Below are 19718 nucleotides of genomic sequence, written 5' to 3' on the forward strand. Positions count from 1 at the left end.
GACCCCGACGCGACCCCGACGCGACCTCGGGAGCGACGCCCCCGTCCCCGGCCCCGACCCCGGCCCCCGGCTAGGAACGCGGCGCCACGAACAGGCTCTGCGCGCTCCGCCCGATCGGGCCCTTCTCGTCGTGCAGTTGCGCGTCCGCCAGACCGATGCCGGCCGCGTCCACACTCGTACGGGCCTGCACGCACGCCCACTCGCCCACCGGATGGCGGTGCAGGTGGACGGTCAGGTCGCTGTTGATGAAGACATAGGCGCCGAAGTCCATCACCGCGCTGATCCCGTTGCCGGAATCGGCCGCGATCAGCACCCGGTCCAGCGGCCGGGTCTCCTCCCCGGCGATGAGCGGCACCTTCATCCGCATCCAGCAGGTGCCGGGGCCCGGTTCGACGAAGGCGCCCTCGGTGAACCGGGTCTCCATGGCCGAGTGGTAGCCGGTCTCCCACGGCACCGGGAAGAACGGCGTCACCTCCACCTCTCCGGGCGTCGGCAGCTGCGGCCCGCTCACCACGGCCGGTACGGGCTCCTCGGCGACCCGGATCCGCAGGGCCCGCGCCAGCATCACGGGCGCGGCTCCCACCGGGCCGATCGCGGCCTCGACCACCTCGGTGCTGCGGCCGGAGCGCAGCACGGTGGTGGTGACCTCCAGCTCGCCGATCGGCACCGGGCGCAGGATCTCGTAGGTGATCCGGGCGATCCGCATGTCCGCGCGGGCACCCGGCCGCTCCTCGACGGCCCGCCCGAGCAGCGCCGCCGGCGGACCGGCGTGCTGCGAGCCCGGGTCCCACGGCCCGCGTGTGTACTCGGTGGCGGTGAACCGCCCGGCATCACGTCGTTCGAAGAACCCCTCGGCAGCGCCCATACAGGCCACGCTACCGACTGGTAACCACGCCCACCAGCCCCCGGCGCGGGCTCAGCGGGCGAACCCCAGCCCCACCCCCAGCCCCACCAGCACCGACCCGATGGCCCGGTTCAGCGTCTTCTGCGCCCTCAGCATCCGCTCGCGCAGACCGGAGACGGAGAAGAACACCGCCACGGCCCCGAACCAGCCCAGGTGCGCCGCCGACATGAACAGCCCGTAGCCGGCCTGCTGCCACAGCGGTGTACCCGGATCGACCACCTGCGTGAAGGTCGACACGACGAACAGCGTCGTCTTCGGGTTGAGCACATTGGTCAGGAACCCCGACCGCATCGCCCCCAGCCGCGTCAGCTGCGGCTTCGACTCCAGGTCCACGGTCACCTCGGCCCGCGCACGGAAGGTCCGTATCCCGATCCACACCAGGTACGCCGCACCCGCCAGCTTGATCACGGTGAACAGCGCGGTGGAGGAGGCGATCAGCAGGCCGACCCCCAGCATCGTGTAGGAGACGTGCACCAGCACACCGGCCGCGACCCCGGCGGCGGCGAACAGCCCGGTGGGCCGCCCGTAGAGGTAGCTGTTGCGGACCACCATGGCGAAATCGGCGCCGGGACTGATCACGGCGAGCAGGGTGATGACGGCGACTGCGATCACTTCTGTCATACGGCGATGCTCGCCGCCCCCTCCATCTCGATCAACCCCCTTCCCGCGGAGCACACTTGCCGTATGCCCCTTCCGCAGCCGCTCGCCCTGCGCCCCTTCCACCCACTCACCGATGCCCCCGTGCTCCGCAGCTGGATCCCGGACCCCACCGCCCTGATGACCTGGGCAGGCCCGAACTTCACCTGGCCCCTGACCGACGCCCAGCTCACCGCATACGCCGCCGAACCCGGCCGCCACACATGGACCGCCGTGTCCCGCACCTCCACCCCAGCCGACCCGCCGGCCGACCCGCCGGGCGGCACGGCGGGCGGCGCGGCGGCCGACCCGCCGGCTGGCACGCCGGGCATCACGCCGGGCGGCACGTCGGCCGACACGGCGGGCGGAACCGGGGTCGGCCGCCCGGGCGGCACTGCGGGTGGCACCGCAGACGGCCCCCCACTCGGCGCCCCGGCCGACCCGGCGGTGGGCGGCACCGCTGACGGCCTCCAGCCCGGCCTCCAGCCCGGCCTGCCGCTCGGCACCCCGCTGGGGCACATCTCCCTCGCCGACGGCCGCCTGGGCCGCGTCCTCATCGCCCCGGGAGCCCGCGGCCGGGGCCTGGGCGAGCAACTCGTCACGCTCGCCGTCTCCATCGCCTTCGACGAACTGGTCCTGCCCGAGATCCGCCTGGGCGTCTGGAGCCACAACACGGCGGCGCTGCGCGTCTACGAGAAGCTCGGCTTCCGCACGACGGCGACCCTCGAAGCGGTCGAGGTCGTCGACGGCGTGCCCTGGAGCGTCCACAGGATGCGCCTGACCGCCGCCGACCGGCGACAATGAAGGCGTGTCCGAGAGCCTGCCCCTTCTCCGAGCCGACTGCGCGAACTGCTTCGCGCTCTGCTGCGTCGCGCTGCCGTTCGCCAAGTCCAACGACTTCGCCGTGAACAAGCCCGCCGGAACCCCCTGCAAGAACCTCCAGCAGGACTTCCGCTGCGGCATCCACACCCGGCTGCGCGACCAGGGCTTCCGGGGCTGTACCGTCTTCGACTGCTTCGGCGCGGGCCAGCAGGTCTCCCAGGTCACCTTCGGCGGCCGCGACTGGCGCGCGCACCCCGAGACCCGTGGGCCGATGTTCGACGTCTTCCCGGTGATGCGACAGCTGCACGAGCTGCTCTTCTACATCGACCAGGCACTGGGCCTCCCCGACGCGGCTCCGGTCCACCCCGGCCTGCGCCGCCTGCTCTCCGAGACGCAGGAGTGGACGCGCGCCGACGCCGGCGCCCTCGCCGCCCTGGACGTCGCGGCCCTGCGCGGGCGGATCAACACACTGCTGCTGGAGACCAGCGAGCTGGTCCGCGCCAAGGTCCCGGGCCGCAAGAAGAACCACCGGGGCGCGGACCTCATGGGTGCCCGCCTCTCCGGGGCGAACCTGCGGGGGGCCAACCTCCGCGGCGCCTACCTGATCGCCGCCGACCTCTCGCGCGCCGACCTCCGTACGGCCGACCTGATCGGCGCGGACCTGCGCGACGCGAACCTGCGCGGGGCGGACCTCCGAGGAGCGGTCTTCCTCACCCAGCCCCAACTGAACGCCGCCCAAGGCGACCAGCACACCCAACTCCCCACCCCCCTGACCCACCCCACCCACTGGCTCTGACCCCCAGCCCCCCCACCCACACGAACCCGGTCCCGAAGCCCCGCCGGCATTTGAAGCGCCGGGTCCCAAGCGGAGCCCCGACCTCCCAGCCCCGCCGCACCATCCCAGCCCCGCCGGCATTTGAGGCGCGGGGTCCGGGGCGGAGCCCCGTTCTTTTCAGCCCCGCCGCACCATCCCAGCCCCGCCGGCATTTGAGGCGCGGGGTCCGGGGCGGAGCCCCGCTCTTTTCAGCCCCGCTGGCGTTTGAGGCGCGGGGGCCCGGGGGCAGCGCCCCCGCAACGGCGCCGCACCCGACAACGCACCCGCACCCGCACCGGCCCCGCACACGCCCCCACCCTCACGCCATCCGCCAAGCAGCCCGCCGCAGGCGAAGCGTCAGCGCCCCGCCCCCGGCACCTCCTTCATCCGGTCCACGACCCCCCGTGTCATCACCGCGCTGGTGTACACCACCGTGCCCTCCTTGATCAGCCCGTCCTCGCCGGCGTCACCCCGCACCTGGACGACCCGCTCCCCGAGGAACTCCAGCGTCTGCCGGTCGAAGATCCACTCCTCCCGCTGGCCGTTCTCCTCATCCAGCCGCGCGACCGCGAGCCCATGACGGCCCTCGGCATCGACCGCGTCATCGACCGTCACCACACCGGGGATCTTCGCCGCGGTCTTGTAGAGCGCGGCCGCCAGCTCCGCCGGCGGATAGGACTCCCGCAGCAGGTCACCGATGGTCGTGAAGGCCTGCTGGTCCGGGTTGCGGCCCATCCCGCGGGTCTCCTCGTAGATCTTCTTCAGCAGCACGTCGGGGTCGGTGGGCAGCGTGGCGAGATAGTCGTGGCTCGGGCCATTGAGGCTCGGCGGCATGTCCTTGCCGTTCACCTTCGGCCGGTCCAGGGTCAGGCCCCCCGGGCCCGTGGCGCCGGGCTCGATCAGCCAGCCCCTGAGGCCGTCAGGGGAGTTCCACGTGTGGCGCATGTGCAGTTCCTGGCTGACCAGGCTGCTCTTGTTCTCGACGATCTTCACGTAGGTGTTGGCCGTCTTGCTCCCGATGTAGATGAACTGGTCCGGGCGCACCTTCACGCCCGGTCCCACGGAGGCGGCCGCCAGCGAGATCCGGTCCAGGAGCTCCGCCGTGCCCTTGGCCTCGGCGGTGCCGATCCGGGTGGTCATCGCCGGCCCCGTGGCGATCGTGGAGCCTGGTCCGTCCGCGGCGCCCTGGTCCACGTACGTGAGGAACCCGGCCGCGAGCGCGCCCGCCAGGGCGAACGCCGCCGCGGGCACCAGGAACGCACGGCGCAGGAAGGGATTGCGCGACCCCGTCCGACGGGCGGGGGTGACGGTGCCGGCGTCGGCGTCGGTACCGGCGGCTCGGAGGTCTTCGTGGATCTGGGCCATCAGTCGCTCCTTGTGGAACTGGTGGCGGCCCGCAGGGAGTTCCCGCTCGACGAACGTCAGGCGGAGGGAGGACTCGTCCTCCCGATCGGCCGGGCGGGGCCGGGAAAGGTCGGCGTTCATCAGATTCCCTCCTGTGCGGACCGGACCGCCTTCGCGCGGTCCTCATATGTCTGTCGGGCCCGGGCCGCGAGTTCCCGCCGGTTCTTCTTCAGTTCCGCGTCGGCGAGTTTGCGGAGCTTCGTACGGGCCCTGGACAGCCGCGAGCGCACGGTTCCAACCGGAATGCCGAGGACCCGGGCGGCCTCGGCGTACTCCAGGCCCTCGCACAGGCACAGCAGCAACACCTCGCGCTCGGGTCCGCGCAGCGCACTCAACCGGGCCAGGGTCGCCGCGATCTGCTGCCGGTCGTCCAGCCGGCCGGCCACCTCGTCGGCGTGATCGGGTACGGCCACGGCCCCCGCTGCCGCCGCGGCGGCGGCCGCGGCGGCCCGGAAGCGGCGGTTGCTGCGGCAGTGGTTGCGGGCGAGGTTGGTGGTGATCCCCAGGAGCCAGGGCCGGAGGGAACCGCCCTCGGGATCGACCGTGCCGCGCAGCCGCCACGCCTCCAGGAAGGCCGCCGACATGACGTCCTCCGCGACGGCCCAGTCCCCGGTCATCCGGAAGGCATGGTTGTAGAGGGTGCGGGAGTAACTGTCGAACAGCTCCGCATAGGCGTCCGGATCACCGGCCCGCACCCGAGTTCGCATCTCTGTGGTCACTCCTGTCGGCTGTCCGCCACCCCGCCCGAGTTCCCGTGACCCGCGTCACAGCACCCGAGGTGCCAGGTCCGCGCTACCGCCGGACCGCCCGGCCCACGGCAGCCCCAAGCCACCAACCCGTCGGACACCACCCAAGCACCACCTCAATCCCCGCAGCCCGACACCCCACCCACACGCAGCACCCTGGCACCACAACCGACGGCCCGATCCGGCCGCCCGGCGGCAGAGCCGACCTATGACCACACCGGACCGGCCAGCCCGGCTCCGGCAGCCCGACATCTCCACGCCAGCCAACTCAAAAGCCCAAGCAGCCAGCCGATCCGGCAGCCCGACGCCAGCCACCCCGCAGCCAGACGACCCAGCGCCACACCCGACAGCCCGGACCAACCCGGCACCGCCTCAGCCCGACACCAACCAAGCCCGCGGCACCGCCGGCCCAACCAGCGACCCAGACGAACCGGCCCCAGGCCCTGACGGCCCAGGCCCCACCGGCCCAGCCACCAGGCACCACCGGCCCGGCCGCCAGGCCCCACCGGCCCCCGCCCGCCCGGGCGCCAGGCTCCACCGGCCAACCCCGCAGCCAACCTGACAACTCGGCATCAGCCCAGCAGCCCCTCGGCCCGAGGCCAGCCAACCCCACAGCCCAGCAACGCCCTCAGCCCGGCACCAGCCAACCCGGCACACCCTCAGCCCGGCGCCAACCACACCCGCGGCACCGCCGGCCCAACCAGCAACCCAGGCGAACCGGCCACAGGCCCCACCGGCCAACCCCGCAGTCTGACGACCCAGCGCCACACCCGGCAGCCCGGACCAACCCCGGCACCGCCTCAGCCCGGCACCAACCAGCCCGCGGCACGCCGGCCCAACCAGCCCAGGCGGACCGGCCACAGGCCCTGACGGCCCAGGCCCCACCGGCCCAGCCACCAGGCACCACCGGCCCCCGCCCGCCCGGGCGCCGGGCACCACCGGCCAACCCGGCAGCCCAGCAACGCCCTCAGCCCGACACCAGCCAACCCGGCACACCCTCAGCCCGGCGCCAACCAAGCCCGCGGCACCGCCGGCCCAACCATCAACCCAGGCGGACCGGCCACAGGCCCTGACGGCCCAGGCCCCACCGGCCCGGCCGCCAGGCTCCACCGGCCCCGCCCGCCCGGGCGCCGGGCACCGCCGGCCAATCCCCCGCAGCCCAGGCCGACCCGGCCGGCAGCCCAGGCCCGCCCGGCCGGCAGGCCCGTCGGCCAGTCGTCAGGCCGGGGTGGCGGCTCGGCCGAGCCTTGCCAGGAAGCCCCGCACCGCGGCGAAGTACCCCTCCGGGTCTCCCACCCGCACCGCGTGCCCCGCCGGCAGTTCCACCAGCCGGACCCCCGCCCTGCGCACCGTCATCTCCCGCGCGTGCTCCGCCGACAGCACCCCGCTCCGGTCCCCCCGTACCAGCAGCGTCGGCGTCCGTACCCGCAGCCAGTCCGCCCAGTGGTCCCCGTTCAGCCCGCGCTGGGACTCCACCATGTCCTCCACCTCGAAGGCGGTCCCCCACCCGTCCGCGTACTCCCGTACCGCCCCCTCCAGATACGGCGCCGCACTCCCCACCCCCGCAAGGAGCCCGGCCCGGGTCGTGGCCCGCCGCGGCCACGCCCGCGCGAAGGACAGATCGCCGTCGACCACCGCCCCGATGTCCTCCACCACCACCGCCCGCACCAGATCCGGCCGCCGCGCGGCCAGCTGGTACGCATTGACCCCGCCCAGCGAATGCCCCAGTACCACCGCGGGCCCCAGCCCCACGTGCTCCAGCAGCGCGGCCGCGTCCGCGACGTACCCCTCCCGCGTGTACTCCGCCGCCCGGTCGGAACCCCCCTGCCCGCGCTGGTCCAGGGCGATCACCCGCCACGCCGGACCCACCTCCCGGGCCAGCCGCTCGAAGTCCGCCCCCGCCCCGAAGTGCCCGTGCAGCGCCAGCAGCGGCATCCCCGGACCGCCGAAGTCCGTGTAGGCGAGGCGCCGGCCGTCCCCCGTCACCATCAGGCCCGGCAGCGGCCCCAGCTTGTCGATGACCCGCTGCCGCAGCAGCTGGTACTCCTCCCAGCGCCGCTTCAGCCGCCCGCCCGGCCGCTTCACCACCCGCCCGGGCGTGACCACCTCGCCCCGCCGGAACTGCTCCCTCGTCAGGTCGACCCGGATGCCACCGGGCAGCAGGTTCCACCAGTGGTAGCCCTCCTGCCGGCCCTCGTGGAACACCTCGCCCAGCACCAGGTCCCCGCCCACGAGGTCCTGTACGAGCAGGGCGGTGATGTCGCACTGCCCCCACGCCGGATTCTCCGGAGTCCAGGGCACCCGGCTGATGTCGGCCGGCTCGCAGGTCTCGACGGACCATCCCGCCCGAATGGCCGCCTCGAGATCCGCAAGAGTCCAGGTAGTCGTCATCCCTCCAGCCTGCCGCACCCCACTGACAGCGCAGCGGCCTCACCGTTTCAGGGTTTGATGACGGCGGCCCAGCCCAGCGTGCAGGTCAGCGTCAGGGTCAGGGTGCACGAGGTCTAGAAGCGGCCCCGGTGGTGGTGAGCACCTTCACGTAGACCCGGTCGGCGACCTTGACCGACACCCCGCAGGCGTTCCTCGGGCAACCGGGCGTCGGCCGGGGCCACCGTAGGGGCCCGTAGGCACCCGTCGGCGCGCTCCGGTGGCCGACGTAAGTCCGGCCCCGGCTCAGCGCCGCGCTGTACTCGGTACCGGACATCGCCCCCGGAACCCCGACCGTGTCGATGTCCACGCACGGCCCGGGCGGCCCCGGCGGCCCCGGACTCCCCACCCACCCACCCACCCACCCACCCCCGACACCGCGGCCGCCCCCGGAGCCGAAACACCCCCGAGCACCAGAACCAAAGGCACGGCCAGACCCGCAGCCGGCCACCTGCGCCGTGCCGCCCCGATCACGGAACCCCCTTCGCGCCCTGCGTCGTCCTACCTGACGACGTGGAGCTTCACCCGCAACCCCACGTACGAATGGACTACTGACGGAATGTCGGACATATGTCAGCGAGTCGGCCCAGCGACACGCGACCCCGTTGCTCCGAACGGCGGCCCCTCGCCCCGCCCCCCGTACGCCGAGAGGGCAATCATTGCCCGGCGTCACCCCCCGTGATACACAGAGTGACCGCACGTTCTTGCGCATGGACACCGACCCGGCCCAGGTCAGAGCACGGAAGCCGGTCGCAGGCCGCGAGATCGGGTAAAGAGAGCCGACAAGTCGACGACGACGGCGGTTTCATCAGCGAAGATAGTGCGTGACCCCTGCCGCCGGGCAGCGGGCTTCCGGAACTACCCATACAGGGGCGGTGAGTTACATGATCCTGGCAGCTGAAAAGGGCGACATCACCACCATCATCGGCGGAATCGCCCCGAACTGGGGGCCGTTCGGCAGTCTCGGCAACGAAGCGAAGGTCATGATCGAGGTGGTCATGGCCGTGGCGATCCTCCTCTGCCTCGGCATCGCCATCTGGGGCGCGGCCAAACAGCGCATCGGCGCGACCGCCCTGCGCGACACGTTCAGCGCGGAACAGGGCAAGGGCCTGATCGTGGCCGGCCTCACGGGCGTCTTCATCATCGGCTCCCTCGGCACGCTCTTCACGATCGTCTACGGAATGGCCGTCTAGCCCGACCGACCACCGGTGGACCCGACCTGATGAGGGCTCACCACACCGCGTCCACGCGGGAACCAGCGCTACCGTCGAACGACGCGGAGGGGGCGGAAACGGAATGAGCAACGACGACCAGTACGGCGGCGCCGGCTACGGCGAGGTCGGCGGCACGGGCCAGACCCGCACCCGCCTCCCCGAAGCCCCCTCCGACCCGTACGGCCCCGCCCGGCGCACCTCCCGCGCCCCCCGCAGCCTGGTCACCGTGGTCGGCGTGGTGGTCCTCCTGATCGCCGCCATCGCCTTCGCCAACCAGGCCCCGGACACCCCCGACGACCGCCCCTCGGACGAGGCCCCGGCCGCCGCCTCCACGGCAGCCACGGGCACCGACCCGGTCACCGGCAAAACCGCCAGCATCCCGAAGGGCTTCGCCCACGACGAACAGGGCGCCCAGTCGGCCGCCGCCAACTACGCGGTAGCCCTCGGCTCCGACGGCATGTTCCGCAAGAACACCCGCCACGCCCTCGTCGACGGCATCTACGCACCCGACGTCGCGTCCAGAATGAAGGGCCCGCAGGACGAGGCATACTCGGCGGCCTTCCTCGCCAGACTCGGCCTCGACGCCAACGGCAACGCCCCCCAGGGCAGCACCTTCGTCACCCGCACCGTCCCGATCGGCACCCGCGTGGAGAGCTACACGCCGACCGCCGCCAAGGTCTCCGTCTGGTACACGGGCCTCATCGGCATGTCCGGCACCAAGTCCACCGACCCGGTCCGGACCCTCTGGAAGACCTGGACCTTCGAGCTGAGTTGGATCGGCGAGGACTGGAAAGTCGTCGACGACACCCAACAGGACGGGCCCGCCCCGGTTCCCGGCGATGTCCTCGTGTCGACGTCCGACGACATGAGCAAGGCCATCAAGGAATTCGGAGGATTCACCTATGCCCGATAGCCTCCGGCTTCCCGCCCGGCTGGGCGTGATCGCCTCCGCCCACGTGGCCCTCGCCGCCCTGGCGACCCGCGCTCACGCCGCGCCCGCCGCCCCGGATCCGACACCGGCCGCCCCCACACCGCAGGCCACCAACGACCCCTGCGCCCTGCTCGACGGCCCCTCCAAGCAGTACTGCCAGAACGGCACGGGCGCATCCGGCGGCACACCCGGGACCGGACTGGCCCCCAGTGACAGCGGAGACGCCCTCAACCCCCTCGCCTCCCTCGCCAAGGGCTGCGCCGACGCCGCCGCCTGGATCGTCACCAAGCTCAGCGAAGCGGTCAACGGCAGCGCCAACGTCGACTTCACCAACGCCGCCTTCCTCAAGCAGTACGCCGTCGTCTTCGCCGCCTCCACCATCCTCACGCTCGTCCTCTGGCTCTTCGCCGTCGCCAAGCGAGCCGTCCGCGGCGTCCCCCTCACCACCGCCCTCTCCGAAGCCATCGGCTTCCTCTGGCTCACCGTCCTGGCCTCCGCCTTCACCCCCCTGATCCTCTACACCGTCGTCTCCGCCACCGACGGCGTCACCGAGGTCATCGCCTCCGCCACCGGCGGCCAGACCGACGTCTTCTTCGGCTCCTTCTCCGAAGCCCTCAAGAAGGGCGACGACATCGGCGGCGGCCCGATCATGCTGATCGTCGTCTCCCTCGTCACCGTCCTCGCCGCCGGCATCCTCTTCCTCGAACTCTTCATCCGCGCCGCCCTCCTCTACGTCGGCGCCCTCCTCGGCGTCGTCGTCTACTCCGGGCTCGTCGACCGCAACCTCTGGGGCCACGTCCGCCGCTGGGCCGGCATCATGATCGCCGTCATCCTCGTGAAGCCGGTCATCGTCATCGTCCTCGGCCTCGCCGGCGCCCTCACCGGCGAACAAGGCCCGAACGCCTTCTCCGCCGTCGTCACCGGCCTCTCCATCATCCTCCTGGCGATCTTCGCCTCCGCGATGATCTACCGCTTCGTCCCCGGCTTCGGCGACGAGATCGCCTCCGCCCGCGCCGGCCGCAGCAAGGCCACCGACGGAGCCCAGGCAGCCGCCGTCATCAGCTCCCCGGCCTCCCTCGTCTCCCAGGGCATCAAAACCCACAGCAGCCGCGGCGCCCACCGCGGAAGCGACGGCGGCGGCGCCGCGCCCCGCCCCGCCAACCCCCTCTCCGGAGGCGTGGCCGCCCACAGCAGCCGTCCCGCCTCCGGCGGCGGGGCCGGCGGCGGATCTGTCCCCTCCGCCGCACCCCCGCCCCGCACGAGCTCGAGCACGAGGAACACAGGAGGTGACGGGCGTTGACGACCCAGTCCCACCAGCTGCACCCGGTCGCGCCCCGCCGTACGTATCTCATCGGCCGCGCCCGGCCGAACGCGATCGTCGGCAAGAACCGCGAGACCGGCGAGATCGCCCTCATCATCACCGGGGCGTTCTTCGGCATGATGAGCGGACTGCTCGTCCCCGACCTGACCCTGCGCATCGTCAGCCTCGTCGGCTTCCCCATGCTCGCGCTCGCCGCCGTGTACGTCCCCTACAAGGGCCGCACCTTCTACCGCTGGTTCGAGATCAACCGCAGCTACAAGCGCACCCTGCGCCGCGGCACCACCTACCGCTCCGGCGCGATCGAAGCCGGCGTCCGCGCCGCCGACGGCCGCGAGGTCGAGGTCGGCCCGCCCCCCGGCATCGGCCGCATCAACTGGCTCGCCGCCCCCTTCGGCCCCGACGAGATCGCCGTACTCCTCCACGCCGACCGCCGCACCGTCACCGCCGCCATCGAGATCGAAGGCCCCGGCGTCGGCCTGCGCGACAGCGAGGACCAGGAAGCCCTCGTCGACCGCTTCGGCACCCTCCTCAAGCACGTCGCCAACGGCGACGGCTTCGTCACCCGCCTCCAGATGCTCGCCCGTACCCTGCCCGCCGACCCCGACGCCCACGCCAAGGACGTCGCCCAGCGCGGCGACACCCAGGCACCCGGCTGGCTCCGCGACTCCTACGACCAGCTCCAGTCGATGGTGTCCACCTCCTCCGAGCAGCACCGCGCCTACCTCGTCGCCTGCATGCACTACACCCGCGACCTCGCCGCCGAAGCCGTCACCATCGCCCGCGCCTCCACCCCCCACAAGGGCCGCAAGCTCGACCGCGACGCCGGCCTCGCCATCGTCATGGCCCGCGAGCTCACCGACATCTGCGCCCGCCTCGCCGAAGCCGACATCCGCGTCCGCCAGCCCCTCGGCCAGGGCCGCCTCGCCTCCCTCGTGCACTCCATGTACGACCCGGACCACCCCATCGACCACATCCAGGCCATGACCAAGCGCAACGCCTGGCCCGCCGAGCTCGACGCCGTCGAACCCACCTTCCTCCAGGCCAAAACCCGCGAGTCCTCCACCCGCGCCCCCTGGTGCCACGCCACGGCCTGGGTCAAGGAATGGCCCATGACCCCCGTCGGCGTGAACTTCCTCGCCCCCCTCCTCGTCCACACCCCCGACGTCATCCGCACCGTCGCCGTCACCATGGACCTGGAGCCCACCGAGGTCGCCATCGAGCGCATGCTCACCGAGAAGACCAACGACGAGGCCGACGCCTCCCGCGCCGCCAAGATGAACCGCACCGTCGACCCCCGCGACATCGCCGCCCACGGCCGACTCGACCAGAGGGGTGAAGATCTCGCCAGCGGCGCTGCCGGAGTCAACCTTGTCGGGTACATCACGGTGTCCTCGCGTTCACCGGAGGCCCTCGCCCGCGACAAGCGGACCATCCGCGCCTCGGCCGGCAAGTCCTACCTGAAGCTGGAATGGTGCGACCGCGAGCACCACCGCGCCTTCGTCAACACCCTGCCGTTCGCCACCGGCATCCGACGCTAGCTGGAGGGAAGACCCGCCCATGCGAGATCCCATGACAGCGCTGACGGACGCCTTCACCAGCTTCCTCTTCGGCAAAGTCGAAACCACGCGCCTGCCCGTACGCACCTCCACCGGGCAGGCGCAAGCCGTCTACCTGCCCACCGCCGCCCCCGGCCTCGGCGACTCCGGCGTCATCATCGGCCGCGAGGTCTACAGCGGCAAGGGCTACATCTACGACCCCTTCCAGCTCTACGGCCAGCAGCTCCCGGCCCCCCACTGGCTCGTCCTCGGCGAATCCGGCAACGGCAAGTCCGCCCTGGAGAAGACCTACGTCCTGCGCCAGCTCCGCTTCAAGGACCGCCAGGTCGTCGTCCTCGACGCCCAGGGCGAGGACGGCGTCGGCGAATGGAACCTCATCGCCCAGCAGCTGGGAATAACCCCCATCCGCCTGGACCCCATCGCCGCCAACGACTCCGGGATCCGCCTCAACCCCCTCGACCCGGCCATCACCACGACCGGCCAGCTCGCGCTGCTCCGGACCATCATCGAAGTCGCCATGGGCCACGGCCTCGACGAGCGCGCCGGCTTCGCCCTCAAGGTCGCCCACGCCTACGTCGTCGACACCATCCGGGACCGCCAGCCCGTCCTGACCGACATCGTGGAACAACTGCGCCACCCCGAAGCCGAGTCCGCACTCGCCATGAACGTCGACATAGACGATGTCCGGGCCTGGGGCCTCGACGTGGCACTCGTCCTCGACCGCCTCGTCGACGGCGACCTGCGCGGCATGTTCGACGGCCCCACGACCGTCGGCATCGACCTCGACGCCCCCCTGATCGTCTTCGACCTCTCCCACATCGACCGCAACTCCATCGCCATGCCCATCCTCATGGCGATCGTCGGCGTGTGGCTGGAGCACACCTGGATCCGGCCCGACCGCAAGAAGCGCATCTTCCTCGTCGAAGAGGCCTGGCACATCATCAACAGCCCCTTCGTCGCGCAGCTGTTCCAGCGCCTCCTGAAGTTCGGCCGCCGCCTCGGCCTGTCCTTCGTCGCCGTCGTCCACCACCTCTCCGACGTCGTCGACGGCGCCGCCGCCCGCGAAGCCGCCGCCATCCTCAAGATGGCCTCGACCCGAACGATCTACGCCCAGAAGGCCGACGAGGCCAGAGCGACCGGCCGGGTCCTGGGCCTCCCCCGCTGGGCGGTGGAGATCATCCCGACCCTCACCCCCGGTATCGCCGTCTGGGACGTCAACGGCAACGTCCAGGTCGTCAAACACCTGATCACCGAAGCCGAACGCCCCCTCGTCTTCACCGACCGCGCCATGACCGAGTCCTCCACCCCCAACCGCCTCCCCGACGACCTCCTCGCCGCCGAACTGGAAGCGGAGGAACGCGCCCTGTCCATCGAACGCAGCCGCGGCAGCGGCAGCCCGGGATCCGCGACCACGGTGGCCTGACATGCACGAAGCACGACGTACGGAACCAGCCGCGCGCGGCGGCGGTATCCCGGACGGCCTGCTGGTCGCCCTGCTGGCCTTCCTCCTCGGCCTGGCCGTCCTCGTCTGGACGGCCACCGGCCTGGCCGCGCTCTTCGCCCGCGGCTCCTGGCCCGACACCGTCACCTTCACCCGGACCCCGACGGCCGTGCGCGCCCTGATAGCGCAGCCGCACGACATCGCGGCCGCCTGGCCCGACACAGCCCCCGCGGCCCTCTCCGGCTGGGGCCTGTTCTGGGGCCTCTTCGTCAGCCAACTGCTGATCCTCTTCGTGCTGACCGTCTTCGTGATCGGCGTAGTAGCCCGCACCAAGGCCCGCCGCGCCAACCCCAAACCCCCGCCACATCCAACCCCGCCGACGCATGAGCCGCAGAGGCCCGGGAGCAGCGCTCTCGCCGCCCCCCGCGCCGCGGACCTCGTTCCGCCAGCCCCGCCGACGCATGAGCGGCAGGGGCCCGGCGACAGCGCCCCCGCCCACCTCCGCACCGCAGACCTCGTACCGACCCCGCCACATCCAACCCCGCCGACGCTTGAGCCGCAGGGGCCCGGCGGCAGCGCCCCCGCCAACCACACCGGCCCGAACCACGACGCCTACCGCTACGGCTTCGGCTACGCGCCCCGGCCGACAGCCACCACCGTCACCCCCACCGTCACCCACAGTGCCCTCGCCAGTGCCACCCCGCAGGGGGTCACCTACGGCAGCCCGCACGAACGCCTGCGCGCCGCAGCCACCCGCATCGGCGAGACCGAGGGCGCCGCCCTCATCGTCACCTCCTCCCCCACTCTCTGGGCCGAGACCAAGGACGCCCGCGCCAAACTCGGCCCGGTGCTCCTCTACGACCCCTCCCACCTGTGCGACACCCCAGCCCGCATGCACTGGAACCCCGCCGAGGGCTGCGCCCACCGTGACACCGCCGCCGCCCGCGCGGTCGCCCTGCTGGCCCCCGTACGCCCCCAGGCCCGGATGGACGAGGCGGTGGCCGACACCGCCGAAACGCTCCTGCGCAGCTGGCTCCAGGCCGCCGCCCTCGACGACCGCCCGTTCAAACAGCTCCACCGCTGGGCCCAGGGCAACAGCGCCCAGGATCCCGTACGCATCCTGCGCACCCACCCCGACGCCGCCGCGGGCGCGGCCGGCGAACTGGAGAGCGCCCTCACCGCGCACCCCGAACGCCGCGAGCTCGCCCTGCACCTGACGGCCCGTGCCCTCTCCTGCCTCACCTCGATCCACATCCGCGAGGCCTGCAATCCGAACCGAACGGATTCGCTCACATTGGCTTCGTTCCTGTCCGAAGGGGGCAGCCTGTATGTGGTGGGTGAATCTCTGGAGGACCCTCGCACCCACCCGGGTGCGATGCCGTTGCTGACCGCACTCGCCTCTCACGTGGTCGAGCACGGCCGCCGCATGGCCGCACGGTCATCCCACGGTCGGCTCGACCCACCACTCTCCCTGGTGCTGGAAGACGTCGCGGCCGTGGCCCCGATCCCCCAGCTCCCGGAGCTGCTGGTCGGCGATACGCTGCCCCTCCTCGCCCTGTGCCGCAGCCGTGAACAGGCCCGCTCCCGCTGGCCCGGAGCCGACCTCTAAGCGGTGGCGGGCCGCCGGAGCGCGTATTCCAGCTCCTTGGCGGCCGGACTCCCGGGCATCGGCACGACGGTGCCGGTCGCCTCGAACCCATACTTCCGGTAGAAGGCGCCGGCCCGCGCGTTGTCCTCGTGCACGAAGAGCCGTACGCGTTCCAGGACCGGCTCCTCCAGCCCCCAGGCCCAGTCCAGCGCGGCCGAGAACAGGGCCTCGGTCAGCCCGGTCCCGCGCTGCTCGGCCCGCACGAACACCCCGACCAGGTGCCCCTGCGGCCGCTCGACGGCCTGATCGAAGAAATCGACGGTCCCGCCCTCCTCGACGAGCACGGACACCGTACCGACCCAGCGCCCGTCGGCGGCCTCCGCGACGAACTGCCGGGCGGCCCGTCCGTGCGACGCACCCTCGGCCCGCCCCTGCCAGAACTCGTCGGGGTGTCCCTCTGCCTGCTCCACCGTCTCGAGGAAGGCGACCGGAGCCGCAGGGTCTTTGAGCCCGGCGATCCGCAGTTCCTTGATCTTCGCCCACTCGTCGGCGCGCACCGGACGTATCACGTACCGCAGTTCGTTCATGAGCGGAGATCCTAACCATCCATCAGTCAGACTTCACCCATGAATCCGCACGTCAGAGCCATCGACCACGTCACCGCCCGGTCTCACGGCCAGCCGCTGGACCCGGCCATCGCGGTGACCCTCAACTTCCATCCCGACCGCTGGTCCGGCGACCGCCCGATCCTCGCCGCTCTGGCCGAGGACGGCGTGTACCGATCCCAGTTCGTCACGGGCACCGGCAACGGCGGTCTCACCGCCCATCCCGGGGGCGCCCGCTGGCTGTGGGAGAGCCGCATCTTCGGCGGAGCCTACGACGACGCGCCCCCGGAGGCCCGCCCGGTGTACGGCGCCCTGAACTTCCGCCGCAACCCGGCCGGCGCCGCCCCGCGCTTCGGCTCCGCGCACTTCCGCCTCACGCCCGCGGCCCTGTCGCTGACCACCTTCTGCTACCCGGACAGCTACCTGGAACCGGAGTCCTTCGGTGTCGCGGACCGCATGTCCCTGATCGCCCTGGCCGAGGCGGACGACCAGGACGCCCTCGACGACTACATCGAGGCCCAGGTCCACACCCCTGTCCTCCTCGAACGCGATGTCGCCGCTCTCGTCCTGGACCCCAGCTACCGCGGTACCCCGGTCGAGGCCGCGGCCGCCCGGCTTCCCTGCCCCACCGAATGGCACCCGGGCTATGTGCTCACGGTCGCCGAGCTCCGCCGCCACCCCGAATACCGGGGCCAGGAGTACGTCGACCTCGGCGCGGAAATAGCCGTCGCCGGCCGGCTGACCCCCCGCATCCTCGGCGAGGCGGCCCGCACGGGCCGGTACGACGACCAGGCACTCAAACGGGTGTGGCACTACCTGGCAAGATTCGGATTCGGAATGCGCTGAAAAACACTCCCCCGCAAACCCCGTAAACCCCGTGAACGCAGAAAAGCCCCGCACCATGACTGGTGCGGGGCTTTCCCACAATGATTGTTCGGCGGCGTCCTACTCTCCCACAGGGTCCCCCCTGCAGTACCATCGGCGCTGAAAGGCTTAGCTTCCGGGTTCGGAATGTAACCGGGCGTTTCCCTAACGCTATGACCACCGAAACACTATGAAATTCGAACGCTGGCTGACATCACAGCTGTTCGTTATTTCAGAACTAACACAGTGGACGCGAGCAACTGAGGACAAGCCCTCGGCCTATTAGTACCAGTCAGCTTCACCCGTTACCGGGCTTCCACATCTGGCCTATCAACCCAGTCGTCTACTGGGAGCCTTACCCTCTCAAGGAGGTGGGAATACTCATCTTGAAGCAGGCTTCCCGCTTAGATGCTTTCAGCGGTTATCCCTCCCGAACGTAGCCAACCAGCCATGCCCTTGGCAGGACAACTGGCACACCAGAGGTTCGTCCGTCCCGGTCCTCTCGTACTAGGGACAGCCCTTCTCAATATTCCTACGCGCACAGCGGATAGGGACCGAACTGTCTCACGACGTTCTAAACCCAGCTCGCGTACCGCTTTAATGGGCGAACAGCCCAACCCTTGGGACCGACTCCAGCCCCAGGATGCGACGAGCCGACATCGAGGTGCCAAACCATCCCGTCGATATGGACTCTTGGGGAAGATCAGCCTGTTATCCCCGGGGTACCTTTTATCCGTTGAGCGACGGCGCTTCCACAAGCCACCGCCGGATCACTAGTCCCGACTTTCGTCCCTGCTCGACCCGTCGGTCTCACAGTCAAGCTCCCTTGTGCACTTACACTCAACACCTGATTGCCAACCAGGCTGAGGGAACCTTTGGGCGCCTCCGTTACCCTTTGGGAGGCAACCGCCCCAGTTAAACTACCCATCAGACACTGTCCCTGATCCGGATCACGGACCGAGGTTAGACATCCAGCACGACCAGAGTGGTATTTCAACGGCGACTCCACACCAACTGGCGTTGATGCTTCAAAGTCTCCCACCTATCCTACACAAGCCGAACCGAACACCAATATCAAACTGTAGTAAAGGTCCCGGGGTCTTTCCGTCCTGCTGCGCGAAACGAGCATCTTTACTCGTAGTGCAATTTCACCGGGCCTATGGTTGAGACAGTCGAGAAGTCGTTACGCCATTCGTGCAGGTCGGAACTTACCCGACAAGGAATTTCGCTACCTTAGGATGGTTATAGTTACCACCGCCGTTTACTGGCGCTTAAGTTCTCAGCTTCGCAACCCCGAAAGGTCACTAACCGGTCCCCTTAACGTTCCAGCACCGGGCAGGCGTCAGTCCGTATACATCGCCTTACGGCTTCGCACGGACCTGTGTTTTTAGTAAACAGTCGCTTCTCGCTGGTCTCTGCGGCCACCCCCAGCTCACCAAGCAAGTTGGATCACCAGTGATGGCCCCCCTTCTCCCGAAGTTACGGGGGCATTTTGCCGAGTTCCTTAACCATAGTTCACCCGAACGCCTCGGTATTCTCTACCTGACCACCTGAGTCGGTTTAGGGTACGGGCCGCCATGAAACTCGCTAGAGGCTTTTCTCGACAGCATAGGATCATCCACTTCACCACAATCGGCTCGGCATCAGGTCTCAGCCTTGTATGAGGGACGGATTTGCCTACCCCTCGGCCTACACCCTTACCCCGGGACAACCACCGCCCGGGCTGGACTACCTTCCTGCGTCACCCCATCGCTTACCTACTACAAGTCTGGTTCGTCGGCTCCACCACTTTCCTTTCCCCGAAGGGTCCGGAACGGCTTCACGGACTTAGCATCGCCTGATTCGATATTGGGCGTTTCAAAGCGGGTACCGGAATATCAACCGGTTGTCCATCGACTACGCCTGTCGGCCTCGCCTTAGGTCCCGACTTACCCTGGGCAGATCAGCTTGACCCAGGAACCCTTAGTCAATCGGCGCACACGTTTCTCACGTGTGTATCGCTACTCATGCCTGCATTCTCACTCGTGAACCGTCCACAACTAGCTTCCGCTGCTGCTTCACCCGGCACACGACGCTCCCCTACCCATCACAGCGGGCGTTGGCCCTATAGCTGCAATGACACGACTTCGGCGGTACGCTTGAGCCCCGCTACATTGTCGGCGCGGAATCACTTGACCAGTGAGCTATTACGCACTCTTTCAAGGGTGGCTGCTTCTAAGCCAACCTCCTGGTTGTCTCTGCGACTCCACATCCTTTCCCACTTAGCGTACGCTTAGGGGCCTTAGTCGATGCTCTGGGCTGTTTCCCTCTCGACCATGGAGCTTATCCCCCACAGTCTCACTGCCGTGCTCTCACTTACCGGCATTCGGAGTTTGGCTAAGGTCAGTAACCCGGTAGGGCCCATCGCCTATCCAGTGCTCTACCTCCGGCAAGAAACACACGACG

The 19718-nt window shown here is 70.3% G+C and carries 15 protein-coding genes and 2 rRNA genes (1 of these 17 cut by a window edge); 9 read left to right on the plus strand and 8 right to left on the minus strand.

The genetic code is table 11. From position 1 onward, the window contains the following. Positions 1-70 precede the first annotated feature (70 nt). On the minus strand, positions 71-865 hold the full coding sequence (locus NRK68_RS15855; protein WP_257856047.1) for a thioesterase family protein: 795 nt from the start codon (positions 863-865) through the stop codon (positions 71-73). Between the two features lie 51 nt (positions 866-916). Further along, entirely contained in the window at positions 917-1525 is a 609-nt protein-coding gene (locus NRK68_RS15860; RefSeq protein ID WP_030964704.1) for a LysE family translocator, read from the minus strand. A gap of 63 nt (positions 1526-1588) precedes the next feature. Here NRK68_RS15860 and NRK68_RS15865 point away from each other — a divergent pair, with 63 nt between their 5' ends. Both NRK68_RS15865 and NRK68_RS15870 read left to right on the plus strand, forming a co-directional pair. Continuing rightward, entirely contained in the window at positions 1589-2344 is a 756-nt protein-coding gene (locus NRK68_RS15865) for a GNAT family N-acetyltransferase (protein ID WP_257856048.1), read from the plus strand. Positions 2345-2348: 4 nt separating this feature from the next. Further along, the gene (locus tag NRK68_RS15870) at positions 2349-3158 is read left to right on the plus strand and encodes a pentapeptide repeat-containing protein (RefSeq protein WP_257856049.1); all 810 of its coding nucleotides are present in this window, start codon (positions 2349-2351) and stop codon (positions 3156-3158) included. 375 nt (positions 3159-3533) lie between these two features. On the opposite strand, the gene NRK68_RS15875 is transcribed toward NRK68_RS15870, so the two are convergent. The 3 genes from NRK68_RS15875 to NRK68_RS15885 form a co-directional block, all read right to left on the minus strand. Beyond that, entirely contained in the window at positions 3534-4661 is a 1128-nt protein-coding gene (locus tag NRK68_RS15875; RefSeq protein ID WP_183069701.1) for a CU044_5270 family protein, read from the minus strand. Next, positions 4661-5287, minus strand: coding sequence for an RNA polymerase sigma factor (locus NRK68_RS15880; RefSeq protein WP_183069702.1), 627 nt, complete (start codon positions 5285-5287; stop codon positions 4661-4663). Before NRK68_RS15880 ends, NRK68_RS15875 begins: the two co-directional genes overlap by 1 nt. Before the next feature lie 1257 nt (positions 5288-6544). Then, the gene (locus tag NRK68_RS15885; protein ID WP_308296179.1) at positions 6545-7717 is read right to left on the minus strand and encodes an alpha/beta fold hydrolase; all 1173 of its coding nucleotides are present in this window, start codon (positions 7715-7717) and stop codon (positions 6545-6547) included. A 920-nt stretch (positions 7718-8637) separates the two neighbouring features. On the opposite strand from NRK68_RS15885, the gene NRK68_RS15895 reads away from it, so the two are divergent. The 6 genes from NRK68_RS15895 (at position 8638) to NRK68_RS15920 (ending at position 15825) form a co-directional block, all read left to right on the plus strand. Further along, positions 8638-8946, plus strand: a complete 309-nt coding sequence (locus tag NRK68_RS15895; protein WP_008742356.1) for a DUF8827 family protein — start codon at positions 8638-8640, stop codon at positions 8944-8946. 103 nt (positions 8947-9049) lie between these two features. Further along, complete coding sequence (locus NRK68_RS15900; protein ID WP_257856050.1) at positions 9050-9880, plus strand: DUF8175 domain-containg protein; 831 nt, start codon at positions 9050-9052, stop codon at positions 9878-9880. Beyond that, positions 9870-11198 carry a hypothetical protein gene (locus NRK68_RS15905; RefSeq protein WP_257856051.1) on the plus strand — a complete coding sequence of 443 codons (1329 nt, stop codon included), beginning with the start codon at positions 9870-9872 and terminating at the stop codon, positions 11196-11198. The genes NRK68_RS15900 and NRK68_RS15905 overlap by 11 nt, the downstream gene beginning before the upstream one ends. Then, positions 11195-12757 carry an SCO6880 family protein gene (locus tag NRK68_RS15910; protein WP_183069706.1) on the plus strand — a complete coding sequence of 521 codons (1563 nt, stop codon included), beginning with the start codon at positions 11195-11197 and terminating at the stop codon, positions 12755-12757. Before NRK68_RS15905 ends, NRK68_RS15910 begins: the two co-directional genes overlap by 4 nt. A 19-nt stretch (positions 12758-12776) precedes the next feature. After that, positions 12777-14198 (plus strand): ATP-binding protein, encoded by a 1422-nt coding sequence (locus NRK68_RS15915; protein WP_183069707.1) that lies wholly within the window; start codon positions 12777-12779, stop codon positions 14196-14198. Between the two features lies 1 nt (position 14199). Next, complete coding sequence (locus NRK68_RS15920; RefSeq protein ID WP_257856052.1) at positions 14200-15825, plus strand: type VI secretion protein; 1626 nt, start codon at positions 14200-14202, stop codon at positions 15823-15825. Here the strand turns inward: NRK68_RS15920 and NRK68_RS15925 are convergent. After that, positions 15822-16382: a GNAT family N-acetyltransferase gene (locus NRK68_RS15925; protein ID WP_257857864.1), complete on the minus strand. Its 561-nt coding sequence runs from the start codon at positions 16380-16382 to the stop codon at positions 15822-15824. The genes NRK68_RS15920 and NRK68_RS15925 overlap by 4 nt on opposite strands. A 48-nt stretch (positions 16383-16430) precedes the next feature. Here NRK68_RS15925 and NRK68_RS15930 point away from each other — a divergent pair, with 48 nt between their 5' ends. Then, a complete protein-coding gene (locus tag NRK68_RS15930) occupies positions 16431-17255 on the plus strand; it encodes a DUF3626 domain-containing protein (protein WP_257856054.1) in 825 nt (274 codons plus the stop codon). An 86-nt stretch (positions 17256-17341) separates the two neighbouring features. Here NRK68_RS15930 and rrf read toward each other — a convergent pair. Together rrf and NRK68_RS15940 are read right to left on the minus strand one after the other, a co-directional pair. Beyond that, positions 17342-17458 (minus strand): 5S ribosomal RNA (gene rrf, locus NRK68_RS15935). A 77-nt stretch (positions 17459-17535) separates the two neighbouring features. Next, a 23S ribosomal RNA gene (locus NRK68_RS15940) occupies positions 17536-19718 on the minus strand (it continues 937 nt past the right edge of the window).

Origin of the sequence: Streptomyces yangpuensis, from assembly GCF_024666385.1 — a bacterium.
In the GTDB taxonomy this organism is placed as follows: Bacteria; Actinomycetota; Actinomycetes; order Streptomycetales; family Streptomycetaceae; genus Streptomyces; species Streptomyces yangpuensis.

Bases quoted from the DNA above. Each gene is read 5' to 3' on its own strand.
- NRK68_RS15855 (WP_257856047.1), bottom strand. From the start codon at position 865: ATGGGCGCTGCCGAGGGGTTCTTCGAACGACGTGATGCCGGGCGGTTC.
- NRK68_RS15860 (WP_030964704.1), bottom strand. From the start codon at position 1,525: ATGACAGAAGTGATCGCAGTCGCCGTCATCACCCTGCTCGCCGTGATC.
- NRK68_RS15865 (WP_257856048.1), top strand. From the start codon at position 1,589: ATGCCCCTTCCGCAGCCGCTCGCCCTGCGCCCCTTCCACCCACTCACC.
- NRK68_RS15875 (WP_183069701.1), bottom strand. From the start codon at position 4,661: ATGAACGCCGACCTTTCCCGGCCCCGCCCGGCCGATCGGGAGGACGAG.
- NRK68_RS15880 (WP_183069702.1), bottom strand. From the start codon at position 5,287: ATGCGAACTCGGGTGCGGGCCGGTGATCCGGACGCCTATGCGGAGCTG.
- NRK68_RS15885 (WP_308296179.1), bottom strand. From the start codon at position 7,717: ATGACGACTACCTGGACTCTTGCGGATCTCGAGGCGGCCATTCGGGCG.
- NRK68_RS15895 (WP_008742356.1), top strand. From the start codon at position 8,638: ATGATCCTGGCAGCTGAAAAGGGCGACATCACCACCATCATCGGCGGA.
- NRK68_RS15900 (WP_257856050.1), top strand. From the start codon at position 9,050: ATGAGCAACGACGACCAGTACGGCGGCGCCGGCTACGGCGAGGTCGGC.
- NRK68_RS15905 (WP_257856051.1), top strand. From the start codon at position 9,870: ATGCCCGATAGCCTCCGGCTTCCCGCCCGGCTGGGCGTGATCGCCTCC.
- NRK68_RS15915 (WP_183069707.1), top strand. From the start codon at position 12,777: ATGCGAGATCCCATGACAGCGCTGACGGACGCCTTCACCAGCTTCCTC.
- NRK68_RS15920 (WP_257856052.1), top strand. From the start codon at position 14,200: ATGCACGAAGCACGACGTACGGAACCAGCCGCGCGCGGCGGCGGTATC.
- NRK68_RS15930 (WP_257856054.1), top strand. From the start codon at position 16,431: ATGAATCCGCACGTCAGAGCCATCGACCACGTCACCGCCCGGTCTCAC.